Origin of the sequence: Streptomyces rimosus subsp. rimosus, from assembly GCF_000720725.1 — a bacterium.
GTDB lineage: Bacteria > Actinomycetota > Actinomycetes > Streptomycetales > Streptomycetaceae > Streptomyces > Streptomyces rimosus_A.
In genome coordinates this window covers 52,834-74,961 of the sequence record NZ_JOCQ01000029.1, presented here as the reverse complement: position 1 = coordinate 74,961, position 22,128 = coordinate 52,834, and the positions used below count along the sequence as shown (strand labels likewise).

The window sequence follows — 22,128 nt, the reverse complement described above, 5'->3', positions numbered from 1 at the left end:
CACCGCCTCCCGATACGGGAAGCGCGGGTTCCCGGCGCAGAAAAGCGCGGAGCCCGCGGCACTCACACACCACGGACCCCGCGCCGACGACCGACAGGGACGTACGGAGCGGCCGTACGCCTTCAGACGCTCCTACGCCTTCAGGACGCCCCTAGGCACCCCTGTGCCCCTACGCCCGTACCGGACCTCAGTCCTTGATCTCGCAGATCACCGCGCCGGACGACAGCGAGGCGCCGACCTCGGCGGTCAGGCCCTTGATCGTGCCGGAGCGGTGCGCGTTCAGCGGCTGCTCCATCTTCATCGCCTCCAGGACGACGACCAGGTCACCCTCGGCGACCTCCTGGCCCTCCTCGACGGCGACCTTGACGATGGTGCCCTGCATCGGCGAGGCGAGGGTGTCGCCGGAGGCCGCGGAGCCGGACTTCTTGGCCGCCTTGCGCTTGGGCTTGGCGCCCCCGGCGACCGCGGCGCGGGCCAGCGGCATGCCCAGCGAGGACGGCAGCGAGACCTCCAGGCGCTTGCCGCCGACCTCGACGACGACCGTCTCGCGGGTGTCCGCCTCGGCCTCGTCGGTGCCGGGCGCGGCGAACGGCTTGATGTCGTTGACGAACTCGGTCTCGATCCAGCGGGTGTGCACCTTGAACGGCTCGTCGGAGCCGGTCAGCTCGGGCGCGAACGCCGGGTCCTTGACGACCGTACGGTGGAACGGGATGGCGGTGGCCATGCCCTCGACGGTGAACTCGCCGAGCGCGCGGGCGGCGCGCTGCAGCGCCTGCTCGCGGGTGGCGCCGGTGACGATCAGCTTGGCCAGCAGCGAGTCCCAGGCCGGGCCGATGACCGAGCCGGACTCCACGCCCGCGTCCAGACGTACGCCGGGACCGGCCGGGGCCTCGAAGGTGGTGACCGTGCCGGGCGCGGGCAGGAAGTTGCGGCCCGGGTCCTCGCCGTTGATGCGGAACTCGAAGGAGTGGCCGCGCACCGCCGGGTCGTCGTAGCCCAGCTCCTCGCCGTCGGCGATCCGGAACATCTCGCGCACCAGGTCCAGGCCGGTGACCTCTTCGGTGACCGGGTGCTCGACCTGCAGGCGGGTGTTGACCTCCAGGAAGGAGATCGTGCCGTCCTGGCCGACCAGGAACTCGCAGGTGCCCGCGCCCTCGTAACCGGCCTCCTTGAGGATGGCCTTGGACGCGCGGTACAGCTCGGCGTTCTGCGCCTCGCTCAGGAACGGCGCGGGCGCCTCCTCCACGAGCTTCTGGTGGCGGCGCTGGAGCGAGCAGTCACGGGTGGAGACGACGACCACGTTGCCGTGCTTGTCGGCCAGGCACTGGGTCTCCACGTGGCGCGGGCGGTCCAGGTAGCGTTCGACGAAGCACTCGCCGCGCCCGAAGGCCGCCACGGCCTCACGTACGGCGGAGTCGTACAGCTCCGGAACCTCTTCCAGCGTGCGGGCCACCTTCAGCCCGCGCCCGCCGCCGCCGAAGGCCGCCTTGATGGCGATCGGCAGGCCGTGCTCCTCGGCGAAGGCGACGACCTCGTCGGCTCCGGAGACCGGGTCGGGGGTGCCGGCGACCAGCGGCGCACCGGCGCGCTGCGCGATGTGACGGGCCGCCACCTTGTCGCCGAGGTCGCGGATGGCCTGCGGCGGGGGGCCGATCCAGGTCAGTCCGGCGTCGAGGACGGCCTGCGCGAATTCGGCGTTCTCGGAGAGGAAGCCGTAACCGGGGTGAATGGCGTCGGCGCCCGAATCGGCGGCGGCGGCAAGGACCTTGGCGATGTCGAGGTAGCTGGTGGCAGGAGTGTCACCGCCCAGGGCGTAGGCCTCGTCTGCCGCGCGGACGTGCAGGGCGTCCCGGTCAGGGTCGGCGTAGACGGCTACGCTCCCGATTCCGGCATCCCGGCATGCACGGGCTACGCGGACAGCGATTTCGCCTCGGTTGGCGATGAGCACCTTGCGCACGATCGGTTCCTCCTTGGCGCTTCGCCGCAACAAATTAGGACGTCGCGAGTTTAGGGACTGGCGACACCGCGTGCCGACCCGTTCCCGGTAGTGAGCTTGCCCACACGGAGCGTGCGCCCGGTGCGGGTCCGGGGCCGAAGTCCCCGGTATCCCAGGGTAAGGCCCGTATTCCGGGGGTCGTGCGGTGATCAAAATGTGGGCAAGGTCTCGCCCGGCCTTCCTCCGCCGGAACCCCGTTTCTTTGTGGAGTCCCTACGAATGGGCGAAGGAAACTTTGCCCGCGTCTGCGTCCGGCGGCGCGTCCGCTTCCGCTCCCCGGCTCTTACCCGTCCCCGGCCTCTTGTAGAGCGGGGGGTACCCAGGAGTAACGTGCGCGATGGTCTTTCGTACTCGCGGTAACAGTGCAGCGACCGGAAAGTGGGTGGACGGGGTGGCGGCACGCAGACCGGTGGCGTGGGTGGCGGCAGTGGTGCTCGTACTGGAAGCGCTCGGCGTCCTCTTCCTCAACTACGTGCTGAGCATCGTCGTGGACAAGCAGCACATGTCCATGGCGGGCGTGGACCCCGGCGCGATGTCCACCGGCGCCTGGGTGCTCGGCGCCGTCTTCGCCCTCTACCTGGTGTGCTGCGCCGCCCTCCTGGCCCGCACCGCGGTACGCGACCGCCCGCCGGGCACGTTCGGCCGCATCGTGCTCGTCACCTGCGCCGTGGTGCACGCCGTCCTGGGGGCGTTCGCGGTCGGCCTGGTGGGCTGGACGGCGTTCGCACTGCTGATGGCCGTCCTCGCGCTGCTGGTACTGACGCTGACGGCGTACGGAGCGACGTACGGCGAGAACGGCGGGGCGCCGGCTGCCGCGCGAACTACCGCTCCGACTCCCCCCACGCGCTGACCGCCACCTCGTCCCCCACCGACAGCTTCCCCGGCCGCAGCACGGCGAACTTGGCACCGAACACGACACCGCCACCGGCCGCGCGCCGATACCCGGCCAGCGTCCGCAGCGGCTCGGGCCCGGTCCGCGCGCCGGAGGACTGCTCGATGGTGGTGACGGCGCACCGTACGGCGAGCTTGGCGTATCCCAACTCGGCGCTCCCCAGCCGCACTCGGCGCACCCGGTCCTCGGTGTGCGGCTCGTCCCACCCGTCGACCACGACGTTCGGCCGGAACCGGTCCATCGGCAGCGCCGCCGCACCCTGCTCGGCGAGCCGCGCGTGCAGCAACTCCAGCGAGGACCGGGACACGACGTGCAGCGCACAGCTGTCGGCATACCCGGACGTACCAGGCGTCAGCCCGTCCGTCACCCGCCCGTGATCCTCCGGCACCCGCACAAGCCGACTCGGCACACCGAGCACCTCGGTCAGCCACCCGGCGACGGTGTCCCCCTGGTCAATGCCCCGATAAGGCGTCTTGAACATCTCCACGTCCCTGGGAGCGGAGGAGCCATCCACATCCAGAACCATCGCCTCGACACCCGGCGCGCGCAGCGTCATACGGCTGCCGTCCTGCGTAATCTCCGGACGGATCACCGCCAGCAGCGGATCCCGCCGCTGACTACGAAACACCCCGTCCGCCCCGGTCACCATGAAGCTGCGGTCATGCGCAAGCCCGGCGGGCATCAGCTCCGCCGTAGTCACCGACACTCCGGCGCACCCCTTGATGGGGTAGTACGCCAGCTCCGCCACCGTGACCTCACCGGCCATGTATCCCCCCTGCTCCCCGTAAGCCCCAGTGGCCACTCTAGACCCATGTACATCGCCGCTCCAGGCTCCGACCTGCACGGTTGCGGACAGCTTGAACTCAACCCAGACGGCCTTGCCGAGCCCATCGCGAGGTGTGACTCCCCAGTCGTCGGCCAGAGCGTCGACGAGGACGAGGCCGCGCCCGTAGTCGTCATCGACTGCCGGTGACCGGAGGCGGGGGCGGTTGTCGCCCGCGTCGTGCACTTCGATACGGAGCAGCGTCCCGCTGACCATCACCCGTACGAGGAAGAGGCGACCGGCAGGGCTGCCGTGTCGCACCGCGTTGGTGGCCAGTTCGGACACGCAAAGCGTGATGTCGTCGAGGTGGTGAGGGAACTGCTCGACGGGAAGGGCTGCCCGGACGAAGTCGCGTGCCTTGCCGACGGATGCTGCCGCACGATTGAACCGGCGTTCGCTCTGATGGTCCACGCGTCCTCGTTTCTGTGCGGTCTGCTGGAGCAGATCCACAAAACCGCTCCCGGGCAGGCGGAACCAGAGCAGGATTGGGGCGAGGGCGGGGCATCGTGGGGGCATACCCGAGCCTGACCTGGGGTGCCGGTGCGTTGTAGAGCCGGAGGACGACCGGGAGGGTTGGCCCATGGCGATGAAGAGGCACGGGCTTGTGCGACGGCGCCGTGCTCTGGGCTTCACCCAGGAGTCTCTTGCCGAGGCCCTTGGCGTCGAACGCTCCACGGTGCGGCGCTGGGAGTCGGGCGAGTCGAGCCCTCTGCCGTTCCTGCGGCCCCGTTTGGCCCGGCTCCTTCGCGTGGGCGCCGAAGCGCTGGAGGAACTGCTGACGGTGGCGCCTGCGGTGCCGTCGGGCCGCACGGAGCGTCTCAGCCACGTACTACGGCACCCCTCGGCCGTCGACCTGATCGCGACAGCGGAACTGCGGACCGGCATGGAGGACCTGACGTGTCGCTATGACGCCGTCCCGTCGGCGACACTCCTCGCCGACGCCGGGCAGCAACTCCACCGGGTCGCCTTTCTCGCCGATGCGGCCCCGGCCGGCCGTGTGCAGCGTGAGCTGTGGTCCCTCCAGGCCGACGCGTCGACCCTCATGGGCCAGTTGGTCTGGGACGCGTCACAGCGGCACGACCACGGGGCCGCGCGCACTTACTACGCGCAGAGCCTGGAGATCGCACGCCATTTGCGTGATCGCGCAGCCGAAGGTCACGCACTGCTCCGTACCTGTTACGTCGCCCTGTACGGAGCGCACGATCACCGCCAGGGCCTGGGACTCGCTCTTCAAGCCGCTCGGACCACCCGAAAGACGAGTCACGCCCTGACGGGCCTCGCCCTGCTGCACGCCGCGGAGGCCCACGCCTTCCTCGGCGAACACCGTGAATGCGAGCGTGCTCTGTGGGGAGCCGAGAAGCGTCTGGAACGGTCCGATGGGACCGATGCGGCCCACGAGCTGTTCACCGCGACCCACTTCGGCCGCCTCGCCGGTTCCTGCTACTTGTCCCTCGGCAGTTACGACAAGGCGCAGCGGCTCCTGGAGGACACCGCCTCGCGCATGCTGAAGCGCCGCAAGTCGCGAGCGATCGTCCTGGGCAATCTGGCGCTGACCGAGATCCGCCGTAAAGATCTCGAAACCGCGCTCGTCGCGTTCAACGAGGCCGTTGACGAGCTTCGAGGAACGCGCGGAGGCGGTGGTATCAACATCGTCTTCCGTGTCGCTCGCGAACTGCGTCCCTGGCTGGGCAGGAGCGCGGTACAAGAAGCCCAGGACCGCCTGTTGCTACTGATGGGGGCCGCATGAGCGAGGACCGGATGCTCGTCGACGTGAACCGCGAGAAGCAGCGGGTGCGCGAGCGTGTATGGAATGTCCTGGACACCGGCGGCGCCACCTACGACGCCACCGCGCACGGCCGTATCCCGAACTTCGTCGGGTCATCGGCAGCCGCCGCCGCACTGGGCGAGCTGGCCTCCTGGAAGCACGCCAGGGTGATCAAGGCCGTGCCCGACAAGGCCCAGCTTCCTGTGCGCGCTCTCGCCCTGTCCGAAGGCAAGACCGTCTTCATGGCGGTGCCCAGGCTCGCCGATCCCGCCCCCTTTTACCTGCTCGACCCCTCAGCCCTCACGGTGCCGCCGGCCGAAGCCGCCGCCGGCCGGGTCGCCGCCGATATCGCTCCCAAAGTCGGCGTGGACGCGCTTCGGGCGGTGGATGTGGTGGTGCTGGGCAGCGTTGCCGTGAATCGAGCCGGGGTGCGCGTCGGGAAGGGGGCGGGCTACTCCGACCTGGAGTTCGCTCTTCTGACCGAGGCCGGGCTCATCGGCGACCACACCACCGTCGTCACCACGGTCCACGGACTGCAAGTCCTCGACGAGGAGCTTCCCGCGACCACGCACGATGTCGGTGTCGATGTGATCGTGACGCCCGAGGAGATCATCAACTGTTCCTCGCCCCACCGGCCTTCCGGGCTGGTTTGGGAGCATCTGGATGCGCAGAAGATCGCTTCCATTCCGGTGCTCGCGGCTCGCGCTCCGGCGAGCTGAGGGCCGGTCCTCACCCCAACCCCGCCACCTCACGCCGCAGCGCCTCCGTCAGCGGCCCGCGCAGCCGGGCGAAGTCCGCGATGGGGAGGGCGGCCGAGACGGCGGTCAGTGCGGTGGGTGGGGTGCCGGGGCCGCCGGGGCGTATCGGGATCGGGACGGCGATGCAGGCCATTCCGGGGACCGACTCCTCGCGCTCCACGGCCACCCCGTCCCGGCGGACCCGGCGGAGTTCGCGCTCCAGTCGGTCCGGGGTGGTGATGGTGTGCGGGGTGCGGGGTGGCAGGCCGCTGGTGGCCAGGTACTGGCGTCGGGTGGTGGCCGGGAGGGCGGAGAGCAGGGCGCGGCCGTGGGCCGTGGCGTGGGCGGCGGTGTCCTGGCCGACGGAGAAGGCGGAGTCCGGGCCGGCGGCGCCGTCCAGTACGGCGATCCCGCCGTCCCGGTACGTGCTGAAGAAGACGTCGGCGCCGGATGACCGGCGCAGCCGCAGCAGCGCCTCGTGCACCCGCTCGTCGATCCGCAACTGCCGCTGGAACGCGTGGTGCAGGGCCGGTACGCGGTAGCCGAGGGTGTACCCGGCGGCCGTACGGGTCAGGTGGCCGCGTTCGGTCAGCGAGCCGAGCAGGTCGTAGACCGTGGACAGGCCGCAGTCCAGCTGCCGGGCCAGCACCTTGGCCGGGACCGGCTCCGCCGCCTCGGCGACCGCGTCGAGCAGGTCCAGAGCGCGGTCGACGGACTGCGGCATGGCGGTCTTCCTTCGGGCGGGGCGGACGGGGGTGCGGGTGGTACGGGTGGTACGGGTGCGGCGCGCGCGGGTGGCCTTCCAGGCTCGCACAGCTTTACGGACGGGCCGTACGTACCGGAAATGCGGGCGGGCCGCGCCGGTCGTGGCGGCGGCCGTGCTGATGAGCGTGGTGGCGGCCGTGATGACGAGCGTGGTGGCGACCGTGGTGACGGTCGTCACCGCTCGGGGGAATCCGGAATGTCCGGCTCCCGGTCGCTGTTGCTCTGCGCAGGGCCACCACTTTTCCCGGGCCGGAACGCAACCGCGGTCTCGGGACCTAGCTCAACGGGAGTTATTTCAATGCAGTGCTTCGACTGTGCGGAACTCGGCAGCGCGACCGCCGCGCTGGCCGTCTGCGCGGAGTGCGGTGCGGCGGCGTGCGCCGCGCACGCCGCCGTGGTCCCGCGCACGGTCCACCGGACGGCGGGCCTGGGCCGCAGCACATCCCACGCGGCGGGCCGCCGCCTGCTGTGCACGCACTGCCGGCACGCGGCCACGGCAGCGGCGTAACGGCAGCAGCGTAACCCTGCGGAGTGCCCGCGCGGGGTCAGGGCGCCACCAGGTGCACGATCTCGCGCGGGCGCACCTCCCGCTCGTCGTAGGCAAGGTCCAGTTCGGGCGCCGCCTCCACGGCGGCGAGCGACGCGCGGGACGCCTCCTCGGACTCCCACTCCACGATCGACACCACCGCGTCGCCGTCTGCTGTCAGCCAGTACTCCGCCGACAGGCAGCCGGGCGTACGGCGGAACACTTCGGCGGTGCGGTGGACGCGGGAGACGAACTCCTCGCGGTGCGTGGCGTGCGGGTAGTGGTGTCCCACCATGGCGACCTTCATGACGTTCCCCTTCGTGTGGTCCGACGGTGTGCCGTGCGGTCCGGGGCCGGGTGCTCCCCGGGGTCGTACGTGAGGCCGAGCGCGCCGGCGGCGGCCCTGGCCACGAGTGGCGCGTCGTGCGGGGCGTGTCCCGACAGGGCGATCGACGTGCCCTCGATCGCGCCGACGAAGGCGAGCGCGAGGGTCCCGGCGGGCGGGCCGTCCGGGCCGTCCGGGATCGCTCCCCCCTCGCGCGCCGCCTCGATCAGGGCGGTGCAGCGGTCGAGCAGATCGCGGTAACCCTGCTCGATCGCGCGCCCGACCGGATGGTCCTGCCCGGCGAACTCCAGCCGTAGCGCCATCGCCACGCGGGCGATGTCGCGGCGGCAGTAGACGGCGTGCCCGCGCGCCAGCGTGAGCAGCGCCGCGACCGGGTCGGGCGCCCGCTCGACGAGCACGCCGACCTCCTGCCACCAGGTGTCCAGCACCCACTCGGTCACGGCCAGGGTCAGCTCCTGCTTGCCCGTGAACTGGTGGTAGAGCGCGCCGCGGGTGTACCCGGCGTCCTGGGCGACCTGTTCGAGCCTCAGGTTGCCGTAGCCGTACCGGGACAGGCCCCGGGCGGCCGATTCGAGCAGCGCGGCACGCGTGCGCGCCCGCCGGTCGGCCTGCGTGGCACGGGGCTGCCGCGCCGCACCCCGCCCGCCGGACCGGTCCGCCCCGCCGCTCTTACGTACATCCATGTATGTATGTTACGGCCGCCGGGTGCGCGGCCGCAACGGCCTTTTTCCGCCGGTCCGTTGAGATGGCGGCTCGGATCGCAGGGGAGCGCGTCCGCCGTTCCTGTCACCGTCCGTCACCCGTACCGGAGCCCGCTCCGCATGCGACGGCGGCGTACCGGGGCCACCATGCGAAGAGTGCCCCGTGCTCGCTCCGTGAGGAGGTAGGGATGCTGCCGGTCGCCGATCTGCTGGCCGACTGTCTGCGGGACGCCCGTGGTACCTCGCTCGGCACAGTGCCGGTCGGTCCGGACGATCCCGGGTACGCCGATGCCCGCCGCGCGTTCCTCGCCGCCGGTCTGGCCACACTCCGTGACGAGGGGCCGGGCGCGGACTGGGTACAGGTGAACCTGGACACCGGCACGGACACGGGGTCGGGGGCGCCGTACAGCCTGTACGGCCATCTCGCGCGGACCGCCCGCGACCTCCTCGCCACGCGCGCGGCCCGCAACTTCTTCTTCATGCACAAGCCGCCGGGCCTGCGCCTGCGCTTCCAGGCACCCACACGGGACGCGCGCGACGCGTTGCGCGCGGAGCTGCTGGCCCGCTTCGCCGTCGACGCCGGATCCGGCGTGCCCGGCGTGCCCGGTACGGCGCTGTCCCGCCCGCCGGTCTGCGGGATCTACGAGCCGGAGACATACCTGTTCGGCGGGGCACGCGCGATGCCGTGGGTGCACGCGCTGTTCACCGCGGACTCACTCGCCTGGCTCGACCATCACGCGGCAGAGGCCACCTCCGGCGCGGCGGACTGGCGGGTCTCGCTGACGCTGCTGCGCGAGCTGCTCGACGGGCTGGGCATCATCGGCTGGGAGCACCGCGGGGTGTGGGAGTCCGTACGGGACGACACCGGGCGGCGGCTCGGCGACGCACCCGACGCGGCGGCCACGCAGCGTGCCGCCGAGGGTATCCGCGCGTTCTGGCGGCGCGGTCGCGACGAGCTGACGGACGGGCTGCCCGCGCCGGAGCGCGCCGCCCTGGAAGCCCACCGGGACGCGGTCGGCGCGGCGGCCCGGCAGTGGCGTACCGGGTACTTCGAGTCCGGCGACGCGACGGGGACCGGACCGCGCCGGGCCGCCGCGTACTGCGTGATCTTCCACTGGAACCGCGGCCGGCTCTCCTCGGCACGGCAGTCCCTGCTGACGGCGGCCCTCGCGGCGCCCGAGATGAGCCGGGCGCCCGAGACCCGTTCCCGTGCGGTAGCGGTGGTGACCGGCCGTGGATGACCCGGACGCGCGCGGCCCCGACAGCAGCAGCCGCCCCGATAGCCCGAATGGGCCCAGTAGCCCTAACGCCCCCACCGCCCTGCTGCGCACCGCCGGCATACCCGCCGAGACCTGGACCCGCGCGGGGAACCCGCAGCTCTTCGACCGCGTCGGCGAGTACGACCGCGCGCGGCAACAGCAGGCCGACCGCGCCCGCGCCCTCGCCGAACGGCTGGGCACCACTGTGGTCCCGCACCCCGGACTCGCCGACACCGACCGCGGAGCCGTTCTGTCGTTGCGCCGCCGCCTGCACGGCGGCGCGGCCCCCGGTGAAGCGGACTGCGCGTATCTGGAGTCCCTGGCCGCCGTTCCGGAGGCCCTGGTGCACGAGGTCGTCGCGGTGCACCGGATCGACGTACGGCTGTCCCGTACCCGCCGGGAACTGGAACGCGCGGTCGCGGACGAAGCGGAGCGCGTGGGCGCGCTGGGCTGGTCGCTGGCCTGCGCGGGCCCGGTCATGCGGGCCTTCCTGGCCGACGCGGCACCGGACCTGATACCGACCGTCGAACGGCGGCTGGCGCACGGCGAGTCCTGGGGTGGCAAGCGCCTGCGCAAGAGTGCCGCGTATCTGTGGCGGGCGCTCGGCCGGGCCGCGGTGAAGACCACGCCGCGCGGCTGGGTGGGCCAGGTCGCGCCGGTCCCGCTCGAAGCCCGTCCGCGGTCCGGCCGTACGGTCGCGGATGAGCCGCCGCCGTTGCTCGCACCCGGTACGGCCTTGGGCCCCATGGCCTCCGAGACGGCGGAGAACGTGCACGTGGCGCGGAGCCGGCTGAGCACCGTGGACCTGGCGACCGCGGACCCCGCGACCCCGCTCGCCCCCGCGCCGCTGCACTTCCGTACGGACGGTGCCGTGCGGTGCTGGGTGACCGACCCGGCCGTACGGGACCGGCTGCGCCAGGTCGAACTGCGCCGCACCCGGCCGCTGGACGCCGTACTGACGCTGCTGGCGGAAGGGCCCCGCCCGCTGGGAGAGATCGAGGCGGCGCTGCTGGGCACCACGGGCGGTGGGTCCGGGCCGGGGGCCGGTACCGGCTCGGGAGCCGGTACGGCGTACGACGACACCCGCCGCGTACTGCGCGGCTTCCTCGCCCACCTGCACGGCCTCGGCGTCCTCCAGGTCTGCGCCGCCCCACTCCGCCGACGCAGCGGGTGGCTACCGCCGGTGGCCGTCCGCGAACGGGACCGGCTGCCGTGTACGGAGCCGCTGGGTGACGCGGAGTTCGTGGACTCGTACCGGATGGCCGAGGGGGCGGGCTCCGGGGCGGCCTCGGTGCCCGTGGCGGCCGTCGATGCCGTACGGGACGCCTTGCGCACCGCCGCCCGCCTGGCCGCACTGCGCGAGGCCGACCGTCGCCCAGACAGCCAACGCGCCGCCCGCATGCGCCAGTTGCCAGACGAATTGCACGATCTGGACGAGCGTCCGCGACCTCTCAGCAGCCTCCTTGCCGACCACTGGCCCGGCACCCGGCCCCCGCCGGACGACGGCAAGCCCACCGCCCCCGAACTCCGCCGCTACGAAGGCTGGCACCCGGCCCGCACCGCGCACTCCGGATACGCCCGCCTGCTCGCCCACCTCGCCACCCGCGAGGACGCTCAACCGGTGGACCTCACCGACGCGTTGCTCGACACCTTCGACGCGCCCCCGGGCGCAGCCGTCCTGCCGCCCTGGCCCGTCGACTGCCTGCTGCGGCCCCTCGCCGGTCCCGGCCCGTCGGCCGTCCTGGAGACGGTCTCGCCCGCCGGCATGCTGGACGCCCGGTTCGCCGACGCGCTGCACGCCCTGCACGCCGGGCGCAACGGCTACGGAAACGCCGAGCGCCACCGTGCCTTCCTCGCCGCGGTGGAGCGCGAGGCGGACGTACGGTTCGTCGAAGTGCTGGTGCCGCCACTGGCCGAGCGCGCGGCCAACGCCGTACGCCGCCCCCTGGTCACCAGCTGGTGGACCGGCGACCCCGACCCCGCGCCGTACTACGGAACCGCCCCGGGCCCCGGCACGGCCCGCTACCTGCCCCTCGACCGCATCACGCTGCGCCGCGACGGCGCCCGGGTGATCGCGGAGGCGGACGGCCGGCGCATCCTGCCGGTCCACCACGGGACGCGCAGCGCCCTGCCGCCGTACGACGTGCTGCTGCGGCTGCTGATGGCCGCGAGCCACCCCGCGACGGCGTACTTCGTCCAGCTCGACGGGCTGGCGGGCGCGTTCCCGCGCGCCGAGCGGCTGCCCCGGCTGACGGTGGGCGGGCGGCTGGTCGTCTCCCCGGCCGTCTGGCGGCTGCCGCGTACGGCACTGTGGCGCGCCGACGACACCGACCTGGCCAAGGTGCGCACCCTCGCGGCCCTGCGCCGCTCGGCCGGTCTGCCCCGGTACGCGTTCCTGCGGTACGGCGCGGGCGCCAAGCCCGTACCGGCCGACCTCGCGGCCCTGCCCACGCTGCGCGTCATCGACCGGCTGCTCACCCAGGGGAGCGCGCCGGAGGGCGGCGGCGAACTGCTGATCGAGGAGATGCTGCCCGCTCCGGATGGCCTGGTGCTGCGCGACCGCGCGCACCGGGGCGGCGACCGGGGCCGCGAGGGCGCGTACGTCGCCGCTCAGCTGCTCATGAGATTTCCGCACGACCGCGTGACCGGCGATCTCGCGGCGTCCGCGGCCGCCGCCCTGCGCGGCGGGACCCACCTCCCCGGAACGCTCGCCCCCAGCGGGCGCGCCGCCGGGGCGGACCCCATCCATTGAGAGAAGGGAACATCGTCATGTCGGACACCATGGAGCGCACCGAACTCACCGACCTGGACGAGCTCATCGGTGACCTGGAGACCCGGATCACCGAGACCGAACTGACCGAGACGGAAGCGGACACCGGCCACTGCAGTGGCGTGTGCACGGTGCTCGTCTGCACTGTTGCCGTCTGTTGACCGGCACCGTCAAGGCCGCCCGTCCGGCTCCGGCCGGGCGGGCGGCCGCCCCGGCGCTCCGCACCCTCGCCGTGGAGCTGCTGGAGGCCTGGGCCCGCCGTCAGGCAACCGGTGAGCAGGACGGGACCGCTCCTTGCGATCCGGGTGTCCCCGCGCTGGCCGTACTCGTCGCGGACACCGGCATGTCCGCCGAGGCCGCCGCCGCGGGCGACGCGGTGGCCGTGTGGGCCCGGGGCATCGGGCGCGGACAGGGCCACCCCGGCCTGTACGACGGCGGGCTGGCGGGCTCCCTCGCCGGGCTCCGTCTCGCGGCCCGGCTCCACCCTCGACTGCACCAGTTGGCCGACCGGTTGCGCGACCATCTGATCACTGTCGCGAAGGCCCGGCCGTGGCGGCCCGAGGGCGTCCGGTTCCCCGATTACGACCTGATCGTCGGACCGTCGGGGACGCTGCTCTCCCTGTGTGTCGGCACAGACCCGAGCGAAGAACAACTCGCGTCCTACCTGGGCCACTTGAGGTCGCTGTGCAGTGACGGAGACCTGCCCCGGCTGCGCACCGACGGCTACGACGGACACCCGTACCTGGACTGGATGCAGGGCCGCATCAACACCGGAATGGGCCACGGCGTCGCCGGACTGGTCACCGCGCTCACCGCCGCGGTCCGGCACACCGGGTCCAATCGGGCGACCCGGCGCGCGCTGCGCAACGCCACGCACTGGCTGGCCCGCCAGTCCTTCGACGACGCCCGGTCCATCCGCAGCTGGGACGGCGCCGGACTCGACGGGCCGCCGCCCGACGGCGCCCGCGCCCGCCAGGCGTGGTGCTACGGCAACCCGGGCGTCACCTGGGCGCTGTGGGACGCCGCGGACGCCCTGGGCGACGCCACGGCGGCGGCGTGGGCGGCGCGGGCCTTCACCGGCCTCGCCGAGCGGTACGACACGGACTTCCACCTCTTCGGCGACCACCCCGCGGACCTGCTCGCCTGCTGCCACGGCGCCGCGGGCGTCCTGGCCGTCGCGGACGCCTTCCACCACCACGCGCGGCTGCCCGCCGCGACGGCCCTGCGCGCACGGCTGGCCCGCCACCTCCTGGACCGGCTGCCTGACGTCCGGGCGCTGGGGGAGGAGCGGATGGGGTTGCTGGGCGGGGCGACCGGGCCGCTGTGCGCGCTGCTCACCGTGGCCGTACCGGAGGCAGACCGGCTGTGGCAGCCGTGCTTCGGCCTGCGCTGAAGGACCGCTCTAGGCCCAAAGATCGGTGATCGCCACATCCACCTCCGCCAACAGCCGCCGCAGCAGCGGCAGCGACAGACCGATGACGTTGCCGGGATCGCCGTCGATGCCGTCGATGAACGGCGCCGACCGGCCGTCCAGGGTGAAGGCGCCGGCCACGTACAGCGGTTCACCGGAGGCCACGTACGCGGCGATCTCCGCGTCGCTCGGCTCGCCGAAGCGGACGGTGGTGGAGGCGGTGGCCGACACCCGGCGGCCCCCGTTCGCTGTGTCGATCACGCAGTGGCCCGTCTGCAGGACACCGGACCGGCCGCGCATCGACTTCCAGCGGGCGGTCGCGTCCTCGGCGTCGGCGGGCTTGCCCAGCGCCCGCCCGTCCAGCTCCAGTACCGAGTCGCAGCCGATGACCAGGGCACCGGCGGTCTCCGGGCGCGCGGCCACCGCGTCCGCCTTCGCCTCGGCGAGGACCCGGGCCAGCTCGGCCGGGCTGTCGGCGGTGATCGCGTCCTCGTCCACGCCGCTGACGACGACCTCGGGCGCGAGCCCGGCCTGGCGCAGCAGGCCGAGCCGGGCGGGGGACTGGGAGGCGAGGACGAGACGGCGGGCGGCGGCGCCGGGCTGATCGGTCATGCCCGCCATCGTACGGAGCGGCGTGGGCGCGGTACGAACGGAGCGGGGCGGGTGTCCTGCGACGCCCGCCCCGCTCCGTTGTCCCAGTCGGCCCTGGGGCCGCCCGCTCACTTGCCGAGCACGGCCTCCATGACCTTCTTCGCGATCGGGCCGCCCAGCTTGCCGCCCGCGATCTCCTTGCGCGGGATGTCCATGTCCGACGGGTCGACGAACACCGCGACCGCGACCGGCGAGCCGTTGCCCTGCTTGGCGTACGAGACGAACCAGGCGTACGGGCGCTCGTCGCGGACGTCCGCGCCGTGCTGGGCGGTACCGGTCTTGGCGCCGACCTTGACGCCGTCGATCAGCGCCTTCTTCGCGGTGCCGTTCTCCGCGGTGTTCTCCATCATCTCCTGCACCTTCTTCGCGGTGCTCTCGGAGACGGCCTGGTTCAGCTCCTTGGGCTTGAACGTCTCGATCGTCGACAGGTCCGGGCCGCGCGTCTCCTCGACCAGGTACGGCTGCATGACCTTGCCGTTGTTGGCGAGCCCGGCGACGACCATGGCCATCTGGAGCGGGGTGGCGGTCAGGCTGCCCTGGCCCATGCCGGTCAGCGCGGTCTGCGGCTTGTCCAGCTTCTTCGGGTAGCCGCTGGTGGCGGTGCGCACCGGGGTGAAGATCTTCTGGTTGAAGCCGAACTTCTCCGCCGTCTCGCGCATCTTGTCCGTGCCGAGCCGGTTCGCCGCCTCCAGGTAGGTGTTGTTGCAGGACCACTGCATGCCGACCTTGAGGGAGGCGTTCGCGCACGGCGCGGTGGTGATGTCGTTGCCGACCTTGGTGGTCGTCTGGGGCAGGGTGTACGGGACGGGGGCCTGCACCGGGGTGTCGATGTCCGGGACCACGCCGTGCTCCAGGGCCGCGGCGGCGGTGAGGATCTTGAACGTGGAGCCGGGCGGGTAGATCTCCAGGGACGCCCGGTTGTTCATCGGCTTGGCCTTGTCCTTGATGAGAGACGTGTACTTGTCGCCCTCCTTGAAGGAACTGCCCGCGAAGACCGACGGGTCGTAGGACGGCGTGCTCGCCATCGCCAGGATCTTGCCGGTGCCCGGCTCCAGCGCGACCACCGCGCCCTTGGCGTCGAGGTCGGTCAGGCTCTTGTACGCGACCCGCTGCGCCTTCTCGTTGATCGTCGTCAGCACGTCGCCGCCGCGCGGCTTCTCACCCGTCAGCACGTCCTTGGCGCGCTTGAGGAAGAGCCGGTCGTCCTTGCCGCTGAGGATGTCCTTGTAGACGCCCTCCAGGAACGTGGTGCCCTGGGACTGCGAGGCGTAGCCGGTGATCGGCGCGTACATCGGGCCGTCCTTGTAGACCCGCTTGTACTTGAAGTCGCCGGCCGTCTCGACGGACCCGGTGATCGGCTTGCCGCCGACGATGATGTTGCCGCGCGGATAGGAGAACGCCTCGATCTTCACCCGGCGGTTGTTCTCGTCGTTCGCCAGCGAGTCCGCCTGGACGAACTGCACCCAGGTGGCGCGCACCAGCAGCGCCAGCACCAGCACTCCGCAGAAGACGGCTATGTGTCTCAGCGGCCTGTTCATCGCTCTCCACTCCCCATGCCGTACGGCCCGTCGCCGCGCGGACCGGCCGTACTGGCGCCCGAATTGCGGCCTCAGGGGTAAAGGATGTCCCAAACGGGGGTGGTGGTTGCAGGCGGGGTGTGTGAGCTGGTCCTCTTCGTCCGATTTCCCGGTGGCGCCCGGCGTACGGGTGCGCCGGCGGCGCCTCAGGTTCCGCCGACCAGCATGACCATCAGCACCACCGCGGCCACGGCCAGCACGATGCCCATCCGGCGGAGCATCGCCTGTACCTGGCGCAGCTCCTCGGGAGGCTCATCGGGCGGATCGGACCACAGCATCCTTCGATCCTGCGCCGGGAACGCCGACGGCGCCTGAGTACGCGTACTCAAGCGCCGACGGGTATCTGGAGCGCCGCCCGGATACGGGGGCTACGGGTGGCCTCAGCGCGGCCAGTAGCTCGTGCGCCACGCCCGCGGCCCCGGGTGCGGCAGCAGCCGGCGCGGAATCCTGGACGCCGGGTCGGCCCATTCGTCCGTACGCTCCGTGCCGGGCGCGGCGGCGGAGGCGGCAGCGGCGGCCGCCGCGCGGGTGCGAACCACCGCCAGTGCGGCGGCCAGCTCCTCGGGTGTGGGGTTGCCCCGGACGACCTTGATCATGGTCAGACCTCCTGGCGGGGTTGCGAACGGCGGGCTGCGGCGGGCACGGGCGGTCCTACAGCGGGATGTTGCCGTGCTTCTTCGGGGGCAGCGACTCGCGCTTGTTGCGCAGCGTGCGCAGCCCGCGCACGATGTGCCGGCGGGTCTCCGACGGCATGATCACCGCGTCCACGTAGCCGCGCTCGGCCGCCACGTACGGGTTGAGCAGCGCGTCCTCGTACTCCTGGATCAGCTCCTGGCGGCGGGCGTCCTGCGCGGCCGGGTCCTCGATCGCGGCGAGGGTGCGGCGGTGCAGGATGTTGACCGCGCCCTGCGCGCCCATCACCGCGATCTGCGCGGTCGGCCAGGCCAGGTTCAGGTCCGCGCCGAGGTGCTTGGAGCCCATGACGTCGTACGCGCCGCCGAACGCCTTGCGGGTGATGACGGTGATCAGCGGTACCGTCGCCTCCGCGTACGCGTAGATCAGCTTGGCGCCGCGCCGGATGATGCCGTCCCATTCCTGGTCCGTACCCGGCAGGAAGCCCGGTACGTCCACGAACGTCAGCACCGGGACGTTGAACGCGTCGCAGGTGCGCACGAACCGCGCGGCCTTCTCGCTCGCGTTGATGTCCAGCGTGCCCGCGTACTGCATCGGCTGGTTGGCGACGATGCCGACCGCGTGGCCCTCCACCCGGCCGAAGCCGGTGAGCATGTTGGGCGCGAAGAGCGCCTGCGTCTCCAGGAACTCGCCGTCGTCGAGGACGTGCTCGATGGCGGTGTGCATGTCGTACGGCTGGTTCGCCGAGTCCGGGATCAGCGTGTCCAGCTCGCGGTCGTACTCCGAGGTCTCCAGGTCCGCCTCCTCGGGGAAGGCGGGCGGCTCGGAGAGGTTGTTGGACGGCAGGTAGGACAGCAGCGCCTTGACGTACTCGATGGCGTCCTTCTCGTCGCCCGCCATGTGGTGCGCGACGCCCGAGGTGGTGTTGTGCGTCCGGGCGCCGCCCAGCTCCTCGAAGCCCACGTCCTCGCCGGTGACGGTCTTGATGACGTCGGGCCCGGTGATGAACATGTGCGAGGTCTGGTCGACCATGACCGTGAAGTCGGTGATGGCGGGGGAGTAGACCGCGCCGCCCGCGCACGGGCCGACGATCAGCGAGATCTGCGGGATCACGCCGGAGGCGTGCACATTGCGGCGGAAGATCTCCGCGAACAGGCCGAGCGCCGCCACGCCCTCCTGGATGCGGGCGCCGCCGCCGTCGTTGATGCCGACGACCGGACAGCCGTTCTTCAGGGCGAAGTCCATCACCTTGACGATCTTCTCGCCGTAGACCTCGCCCAGCGAACCGCCGAAGATGGTGAAGTCCTGCGAGTAGACGCAGACCGTACGGCCGTCGACGGTGCCGTAGCCGGTCACCACACCATCGCCGTACGGCCGGTTCTTCTCCAGGCCGAAGTTGGTCGAGCGGTGCCGCGCGAACTCGTCCAGCTCGACGAACGAGCCCTCGTCGAGCAGCAGCTCCACGCGCTCACGCGCCGTCAGCTTGCCCTTCGCGTGCTGCTTTTCCACGGCCCGCGCGGACCCGGCGTGGGTGGCCTCCTCGATCCTGCGCTGAAGATCGGCCAGCTTGCCCGCGGTCGTGGTGATGTGTGCTTCCGGCTCGGACATCGGGATGCGGCTCCTGCTCGTCCTGGACTGGTGCTCGTACGGGGGTGATACGGAGGGGGGTACGGGAGGTGGTACGGGGGTTGAACGGGATGGGCTACCGATTCGTAGCGTATCGGCGGGACTGCTCAGCGGCACTGCGTCGTTGACCACACCTAGGCTGGGGCCATGACGCCTCAACCACCGGAAAACCAGGACAAAGACCACTCGGGGGCCGGCGCCGGAGGGCGCTGGTCCGACCTGGAGCGGCCACCGCTGAACCGGACGGCGCTGCGGCGTGCCCTGCTGCGGCCCGGCTCGCTGTGGACCGATGTCGACGTCGTGCCCGCGACCGGCTCGACCAACACCGACCTCATCGCGCGGGCCGCGGCCGGACTGCCGGAAGGGGCGGTCCTCGTCGCCGAGGAGCAGTCCGCCGCGCGCGGGCGGCTGGACCGGCGGTGGTCCGCGCCGCCGCGCTCGGGCCTCTACTTCTCCTTCTACCTGACACCCAAGGTGCCCGTGGAGCGCTGGGGCTGGCTGCCCCTGCTCGCCGGGGTGGCGACCGCCAGCGCGGTGGCCCGTACCGCCGGCGTGGACACCGCCCTGAAGTGGCCCAACGACCTGCTGGTCACGGTCGGCGACGAGGAACGCAAGGCCGGCGGCATCCTCGCCGAGCGCGCCGGGGACGGCGTGGTGATCGGCATCGGCCTCAACGTCACGCTGCGCGCCGAGGAGCTGCCCGTACCCGGCGCCGGTTCGCTGACCCTGGCCGGCGCCAAGGTCACCGACCGCGACCCGGTGCTGCGGGCGGTGCTGCGGTCGGTCGAGGACTGGTACGGGCAGTGGACCGCGGCGGACGGCGACGCGGCGGCCTGCCGCCTCCAGGACGCGTACGCCGCCGGGTGCGCCACGCTCGGCCGGACCGTACGGGCCCAGCTGCCCGGTGACCGGGAGCTGCGCGGTGAGGCGGTGGCCATCGACGGGGACGGGCGGCTGGTGCTCGCGACGGAGGAGGGGATGCAGCGTCCGGTCGACGCGGGCGACATCGTGCACCTGCGGCCGGCGGGGCAGGACTAGCGGAGCGGGGTGGCAGGGAGGGGGCCGACGGGGACCGGCTGGCGGGGCTGACCGGGCCTGTGTCCACGCATGCGTCCGTATAGCGGTCAAGAACGATCAGATCCTGGTCAAGAAACCTCGGGAGCAATCGCACTTATGTGCCGTTGGGGGCGAAAGCGACGAGGTGGGAGAGTGAGCCAGAGCACACCTGCCGTATCGTTGAGGCGGTCCGCCGTGCAGCGGACGACGAGCGAGCAGTGATCGGAAGGGCAGTGCGCAGGGAACGGACAGGGAGCGAGCGGTGACCGCCGACGACTCGGGCGCCGGCCCGCGCGAAGCGGACATCGCTCCTCGTGAGACGGGGGCTGCTCGCAGTGAGGGGGATCCGGCGCGGACGGACGGCGGCGCGTCCGCCGACGGCGCCGCCACGCGTACCGGCGGCCGTACGGCGGGCGCCGCGGCCGCGGACGGCGCGGTGAACGGCGTGGCGCGGGCCGACGGCGCCGGTGACGCGGGTGACGACGGTGACGACGACACCATCGCCATCCGCCTGGAACAGCTCATCCTCGGCGCCGACCGCCGCTACACCCCCTTCCAGGCCGCCCGCAGCGCCGGCGTCTCCATGGAGCTGGCCTCCCGCTTCTGGCGCGCCATGGGCTTCGCCGACATCGGCCAGGTCAAGGCACTGACCGAGGCCGATGTGCTGGCGCTGCGGCGGCTGGCGGGCCTGGTGGAGGCCGGTCTGCTCAGCGAGGCCATGGCCGTCCAGGTGGCCCGCTCCACCGGACAGACCACGGCCCGGCTCGCCGACTGGCAGATCGACTCGTTCCTGGAGGGCCTGACCGAGCCCCAGGACTCCGGCCTGACCCGTACGGAGATCACGTATCCGCTCGTCGAACTGCTCCTGCCCGAGCTGGAGGAGTTCCTGGTCTACGTCTGGCGCCGCCAGCTCGCCGCCGCGACCGGCCGCGTCGTGCAGGCCCAGGACGACGCGGAGATGGTCGACCGGCGGCTCGCGGTGGGCTTCGCCGACCTCGTCGGCTTCACGCGGCTGACCCGCCGCCTGGAGGAGGAGGAACTGGGCGAACTGGTCGAGGCGTTCGAGACCACCGCCGCCGACCTGGTCGCCGCGCACGGCGGCCGGCTCATCAAGACGCTCGGCGACGAGGTCCTGTTCGCGGCCGACGACGCGGGCACCGCGGCCGAGATCGGCCTGCGCCTCATCGAGACCATGGCCAACGACGAGACGATGCCGGAGCTGCGCGTCGGCATCGCGTTCGGCACGGTCACGACGCGGATGGGCGACGTCTTCGGTACGACCGTGAACCTGGCCAGCCGGCTCACGTCGATAGCGCCGAAGGACACGGTGCTGGTGGACGAGGCGTTCGCGGAGGAGCTGGGGCGGATGGGCGAGGCGCCGGTCTCCGAGGCCGACGCGAAGGCCGCCGCCGAGGCCGCAGAGAGCGGCGACGGGCCGCTGCCCGAGTACCGCTTCGCGCTCCAGCCGATGTGGCAGCGGCCGGTGCGCGGCCTGGGCGTCGTGGAGCCGTGGCTGCTGAACCGGCGTACCTGAACTTCCGGCCTGTCGGCGCTTCCGGCCTGTCGGCACTTCCGGCCTGCCGGAACCTCCGGCCTGTCGGCACTTCCGGGCTGCCTGAACCTCCGGAGTGCATGATCCGTGCCGTTCCCGCCGCGGCACCCCCTGGCTAGAGTGGCGAACGATCGTTAACGAGCCACCGTTGACCAGGGAGGGTGCTGCATGGACACGCAACGCTTCGGGGAGTTCGTCGGCGTACACCGCCACGGCCACGTCGCCGAGCTGCGGCTCGACCGGCCCAAGGCGATGAACGCGGTGTCCACGGCCATGGCGGACGCCGTCACCGCCGCCTGCGACGCCCTCGCGGCCGACCGCGACGTCCGCGTCACCGTGCTGACCTCCACCCACGAGCGCGCGTTCTGCGTGGGTGCCGACCTCAAGGAGCGCAACTCCTTCAGCGACGCCGACCTGATGCGGCAGCGCCCGCGCGCCCGGGCCGCCTACACCGGCGTACTGGAGCTGCCGATGCCCACCATCGCCGCCGTCCACGGCTTCGCGCTCGGCGGCGGTTACGAGCTGGCGCTCGCCTGCGACCTGATCGTGGCGGACCGTACGGCCGTGGTCGGCCTGCCGGAGGTGTCGGTGGGCGTGATCCCGGGCGGCGGCGGTACGCAGCTGCTGCCGCGGCGCGTCGGCGCGGCCCGCGCGGCGGAGCTGATCTTCACGGCGCGGCGGGTGGAGGCGGCCGAGGCCCGCGACCTGGGCCTCGTGGACCAGCTGGTCGACGAGGGCAAGGACACCGAAGAGGCCCTGGCCCTGGCCGGGCGCATCGCCGGGAACTCCCCGGTCGGCCTCCGCGCCGCCAAGCGCGCCCTGCGCCTGGGGCACGGCCTGGACCTGCGGACCGGCCTGGACCTGGAGGACGGCGCGTGGCGCAGCGTGGCGTTCTCGGGCGACCGGGCCGAGGGCGTGGCCGCCTTCAACGAGAAGCGGCGTCCGGAGTGGCCGGGGGAGTGAGGCCCGCCACCGGCCTCGCGTGACGGCCGGGCCCGGCCTCGCCCCCCGCGGCCCGGCCCGCCCGACGGCCGTGTGACGC

General features: G+C 72.5%; 21 protein-coding genes and 1 pseudogene. 11 read left to right on the top strand and 11 right to left on the bottom strand.

Features of this window, described 5'->3' with window-relative positions; all coding sequences use genetic code 11:
- Positions 1-187 precede the first annotated feature (187 nt).
- Positions 188-1,957 (bottom strand): acetyl/propionyl/methylcrotonyl-CoA carboxylase subunit alpha, encoded by a 1,770-nt coding sequence (locus IH45_RS0117240; protein WP_030668365.1) that lies wholly within the window; start codon positions 1,955-1,957, stop codon positions 188-190.
- A 421-nt stretch (positions 1,958-2,378) separates the two neighbouring features.
- Here IH45_RS0117240 and IH45_RS0117235 point away from each other — a divergent pair, with 421 nt between their 5' ends.
- Entirely contained in the window at positions 2,379-2,846 is a 468-nt protein-coding gene (locus tag IH45_RS0117235; protein ID WP_394298679.1) for a hypothetical protein, read from the top strand.
- Here IH45_RS0117235 and IH45_RS1000000149330 read toward each other — a convergent pair.
- Positions 2,818-3,654, bottom strand: a complete 837-nt coding sequence (locus IH45_RS1000000149330) for an MOSC domain-containing protein (RefSeq protein WP_030668358.1) — start codon at positions 3,652-3,654, stop codon at positions 2,818-2,820. The genes IH45_RS0117235 and IH45_RS1000000149330 overlap by 29 nt on opposite strands.
- Positions 3,655-3,765: 111 nt before the next feature.
- Positions 3,766-4,227: pseudogene (locus tag IH45_RS1000000149325) on the bottom strand (ATP-binding protein); the annotation flags it as partial.
- A gap of 64 nt (positions 4,228-4,291) precedes the next feature.
- Here IH45_RS1000000149325 and IH45_RS0117225 point away from each other — a divergent pair.
- Both IH45_RS0117225 and IH45_RS0117220 read left to right on the top strand, forming a co-directional pair.
- Positions 4,292-5,458 carry a helix-turn-helix transcriptional regulator gene (locus IH45_RS0117225; RefSeq protein ID WP_030668355.1) on the top strand — a complete coding sequence of 389 codons (1,167 nt, stop codon included), beginning with the start codon at positions 4,292-4,294 and terminating at the stop codon, positions 5,456-5,458.
- The gene (locus IH45_RS0117220; RefSeq protein WP_234440573.1) at positions 5,455-6,195 is read left to right on the top strand and encodes a 5-formyltetrahydrofolate cyclo-ligase; all 741 of its coding nucleotides are present in this window, start codon (positions 5,455-5,457) and stop codon (positions 6,193-6,195) included. The genes IH45_RS0117225 and IH45_RS0117220 overlap by 4 nt, the downstream gene beginning before the upstream one ends.
- 10 nt (positions 6,196-6,205) lie before the next feature.
- Here IH45_RS0117220 and IH45_RS0117215 read toward each other — a convergent pair whose 3' ends face one another.
- Positions 6,206-7,156 (bottom strand): IclR family transcriptional regulator, encoded by a 951-nt coding sequence (locus IH45_RS0117215; RefSeq protein ID WP_234440572.1) that lies wholly within the window; start codon positions 7,154-7,156, stop codon positions 6,206-6,208.
- A gap of 120 nt (positions 7,157-7,276) precedes the next feature.
- On the opposite strand from IH45_RS0117215, the gene IH45_RS0117210 reads away from it, so the two are divergent.
- Complete coding sequence (locus IH45_RS0117210) at positions 7,277-7,486, top strand: DUF2180 family protein (RefSeq protein ID WP_030668346.1); 210 nt, start codon at positions 7,277-7,279, stop codon at positions 7,484-7,486.
- Between the two features lie 37 nt (positions 7,487-7,523).
- Here the strand turns inward: IH45_RS0117210 and IH45_RS0117205 are convergent, their stop codons facing one another.
- Together IH45_RS0117205 and IH45_RS0117200 are read right to left on the bottom strand one after the other, a co-directional pair.
- Positions 7,524-7,811: an antibiotic biosynthesis monooxygenase family protein gene (locus IH45_RS0117205; RefSeq protein WP_030668344.1), complete on the bottom strand. Its 288-nt coding sequence runs from the start codon at positions 7,809-7,811 to the stop codon at positions 7,524-7,526.
- Entirely contained in the window at positions 7,808-8,533 is a 726-nt protein-coding gene (locus IH45_RS0117200) for a TetR/AcrR family transcriptional regulator (RefSeq protein ID WP_030668341.1), read from the bottom strand. Before IH45_RS0117200 ends, IH45_RS0117205 begins: the two co-directional genes overlap by 4 nt.
- A 206-nt stretch (positions 8,534-8,739) precedes the next feature.
- Here IH45_RS0117200 and IH45_RS0117195 point away from each other — a divergent pair, with 206 nt between their 5' ends.
- Genes IH45_RS0117195 through IH45_RS0117180 form a run of 4 tightly spaced genes read left to right on the top strand, consistent with a single transcriptional unit; the run spans position 8,740 to position 13,973 of the window.
- The gene (locus tag IH45_RS0117195) at positions 8,740-9,792 is read left to right on the top strand and encodes a thiopeptide-type bacteriocin biosynthesis protein (protein ID WP_050514921.1); all 1,053 of its coding nucleotides are present in this window, start codon (positions 8,740-8,742) and stop codon (positions 9,790-9,792) included.
- Positions 9,785-12,562 (top strand): lantibiotic dehydratase, encoded by a 2,778-nt coding sequence (locus IH45_RS0117190; protein WP_050514920.1) that lies wholly within the window; start codon positions 9,785-9,787, stop codon positions 12,560-12,562. The genes IH45_RS0117195 and IH45_RS0117190 overlap by 8 nt, the downstream gene beginning before the upstream one ends.
- Before the next feature lie 17 nt (positions 12,563-12,579).
- Entirely contained in the window at positions 12,580-12,741 is a 162-nt protein-coding gene (locus tag IH45_RS1000000148745) for a hypothetical protein (RefSeq protein ID WP_158813126.1), read from the top strand.
- Positions 12,738-13,973 carry a lanthionine synthetase LanC family protein gene (locus IH45_RS0117180; RefSeq protein WP_050514919.1) on the top strand — a complete coding sequence of 412 codons (1,236 nt, stop codon included), beginning with the start codon at positions 12,738-12,740 and terminating at the stop codon, positions 13,971-13,973. The genes IH45_RS1000000148745 and IH45_RS0117180 overlap by 4 nt, the downstream gene beginning before the upstream one ends.
- 9 nt (positions 13,974-13,982) lie before the next feature.
- On the opposite strand, the gene IH45_RS0117175 is transcribed toward IH45_RS0117180, so the two are convergent.
- The 5 genes from IH45_RS0117175 to IH45_RS0117155 all read right to left on the bottom strand — a co-directional run bounded on the left by IH45_RS0117175 (position 13,983) and on the right by IH45_RS0117155 (position 18,460).
- A complete protein-coding gene (locus tag IH45_RS0117175; protein ID WP_030668331.1) occupies positions 13,983-14,603 on the bottom strand; it encodes a nucleoside triphosphate pyrophosphatase in 621 nt (206 codons plus the stop codon).
- Positions 14,604-14,710: 107 nt separating this feature from the next.
- Positions 14,711-16,180: a peptidoglycan D,D-transpeptidase FtsI family protein gene (locus tag IH45_RS0117170; RefSeq protein WP_030668328.1), complete on the bottom strand. Its 1,470-nt coding sequence runs from the start codon at positions 16,178-16,180 to the stop codon at positions 14,711-14,713.
- A gap of 185 nt (positions 16,181-16,365) precedes the next feature.
- Positions 16,366-16,497, bottom strand: a complete 132-nt coding sequence (gene mmpB / locus IH45_RS1000000150630; protein ID WP_267885136.1) for a morphogenic membrane protein MmpB — start codon at positions 16,495-16,497, stop codon at positions 16,366-16,368.
- A gap of 102 nt (positions 16,498-16,599) precedes the next feature.
- Positions 16,600-16,815: an acyl-CoA carboxylase subunit epsilon gene (locus IH45_RS0117160; protein ID WP_030668326.1), complete on the bottom strand. Its 216-nt coding sequence runs from the start codon at positions 16,813-16,815 to the stop codon at positions 16,600-16,602.
- Positions 16,816-16,870: 55 nt separating this feature from the next.
- Positions 16,871-18,460, bottom strand: a complete 1,590-nt coding sequence (locus tag IH45_RS0117155; protein ID WP_030668323.1) for an acyl-CoA carboxylase subunit beta — start codon at positions 18,458-18,460, stop codon at positions 16,871-16,873.
- 165 nt (positions 18,461-18,625) lie between these two features.
- Between IH45_RS0117155 and IH45_RS0117150 the strand changes: the two genes are divergently transcribed.
- The 3 genes from IH45_RS0117150 to IH45_RS0117140 all read left to right on the top strand — a co-directional run bounded on the left by IH45_RS0117150 (position 18,626) and on the right by IH45_RS0117140 (position 22,049).
- Positions 18,626-19,516: a biotin--[acetyl-CoA-carboxylase] ligase gene (locus tag IH45_RS0117150; protein ID WP_030668320.1), complete on the top strand. Its 891-nt coding sequence runs from the start codon at positions 18,626-18,628 to the stop codon at positions 19,514-19,516.
- A 280-nt stretch (positions 19,517-19,796) separates the two neighbouring features.
- Positions 19,797-21,068, top strand: a complete 1,272-nt coding sequence (locus IH45_RS0117145; protein WP_030668317.1) for an adenylate/guanylate cyclase domain-containing protein — start codon at positions 19,797-19,799, stop codon at positions 21,066-21,068.
- Between the two features lie 186 nt (positions 21,069-21,254).
- Positions 21,255-22,049: an enoyl-CoA hydratase/isomerase family protein gene (locus IH45_RS0117140; protein WP_030668315.1), complete on the top strand. Its 795-nt coding sequence runs from the start codon at positions 21,255-21,257 to the stop codon at positions 22,047-22,049.
- The last annotated feature ends 79 nt before the right edge of the window (positions 22,050-22,128 follow it).

Coding starts and splice junctions, on each gene's coding strand:
- IH45_RS0117150 (WP_030668320.1), top strand. CDS start 18,626: ATGACGCCTCAACCACCGGAAAACCAGGACAAAGACCACTCGGGGGCC.
- IH45_RS0117155 (WP_030668323.1), bottom strand. CDS start 18,460: ATGTCCGAGCCGGAAGCACACATCACCACGACCGCGGGCAAGCTGGCC.
- IH45_RS0117205 (WP_030668344.1), bottom strand. CDS start 7,811: ATGAAGGTCGCCATGGTGGGACACCACTACCCGCACGCCACGCACCGC.
- mmpB (WP_267885136.1), bottom strand. CDS start 16,497: ATGCTGTGGTCCGATCCGCCCGATGAGCCTCCCGAGGAGCTGCGCCAG.
- IH45_RS0117220 (WP_234440573.1), top strand. CDS start 5,455: ATGAGCGAGGACCGGATGCTCGTCGACGTGAACCGCGAGAAGCAGCGG.
- IH45_RS1000000148745 (WP_158813126.1), top strand. CDS start 12,580: ATGTCGGACACCATGGAGCGCACCGAACTCACCGACCTGGACGAGCTC.
- IH45_RS0117170 (WP_030668328.1), bottom strand. CDS start 16,180: ATGAACAGGCCGCTGAGACACATAGCCGTCTTCTGCGGAGTGCTGGTG.
- IH45_RS0117225 (WP_030668355.1), top strand. CDS start 4,292: ATGGCGATGAAGAGGCACGGGCTTGTGCGACGGCGCCGTGCTCTGGGC.
- IH45_RS0117160 (WP_030668326.1), bottom strand. CDS start 16,815: ATGATCAAGGTCGTCCGGGGCAACCCCACACCCGAGGAGCTGGCCGCC.
- IH45_RS0117175 (WP_030668331.1), bottom strand. CDS start 14,603: ATGACCGATCAGCCCGGCGCCGCCGCCCGCCGTCTCGTCCTCGCCTCC.
- IH45_RS0117210 (WP_030668346.1), top strand. CDS start 7,277: ATGCAGTGCTTCGACTGTGCGGAACTCGGCAGCGCGACCGCCGCGCTG.
- IH45_RS0117140 (WP_030668315.1), top strand. CDS start 21,255: ATGGACACGCAACGCTTCGGGGAGTTCGTCGGCGTACACCGCCACGGC.
- IH45_RS0117195 (WP_050514921.1), top strand. CDS start 8,740: ATGCTGCCGGTCGCCGATCTGCTGGCCGACTGTCTGCGGGACGCCCGT.
- IH45_RS0117200 (WP_030668341.1), bottom strand. CDS start 8,533: ATGGATGTACGTAAGAGCGGCGGGGCGGACCGGTCCGGCGGGCGGGGT.
- IH45_RS1000000149330 (WP_030668358.1), bottom strand. CDS start 3,654: ATGGCCGGTGAGGTCACGGTGGCGGAGCTGGCGTACTACCCCATCAAG.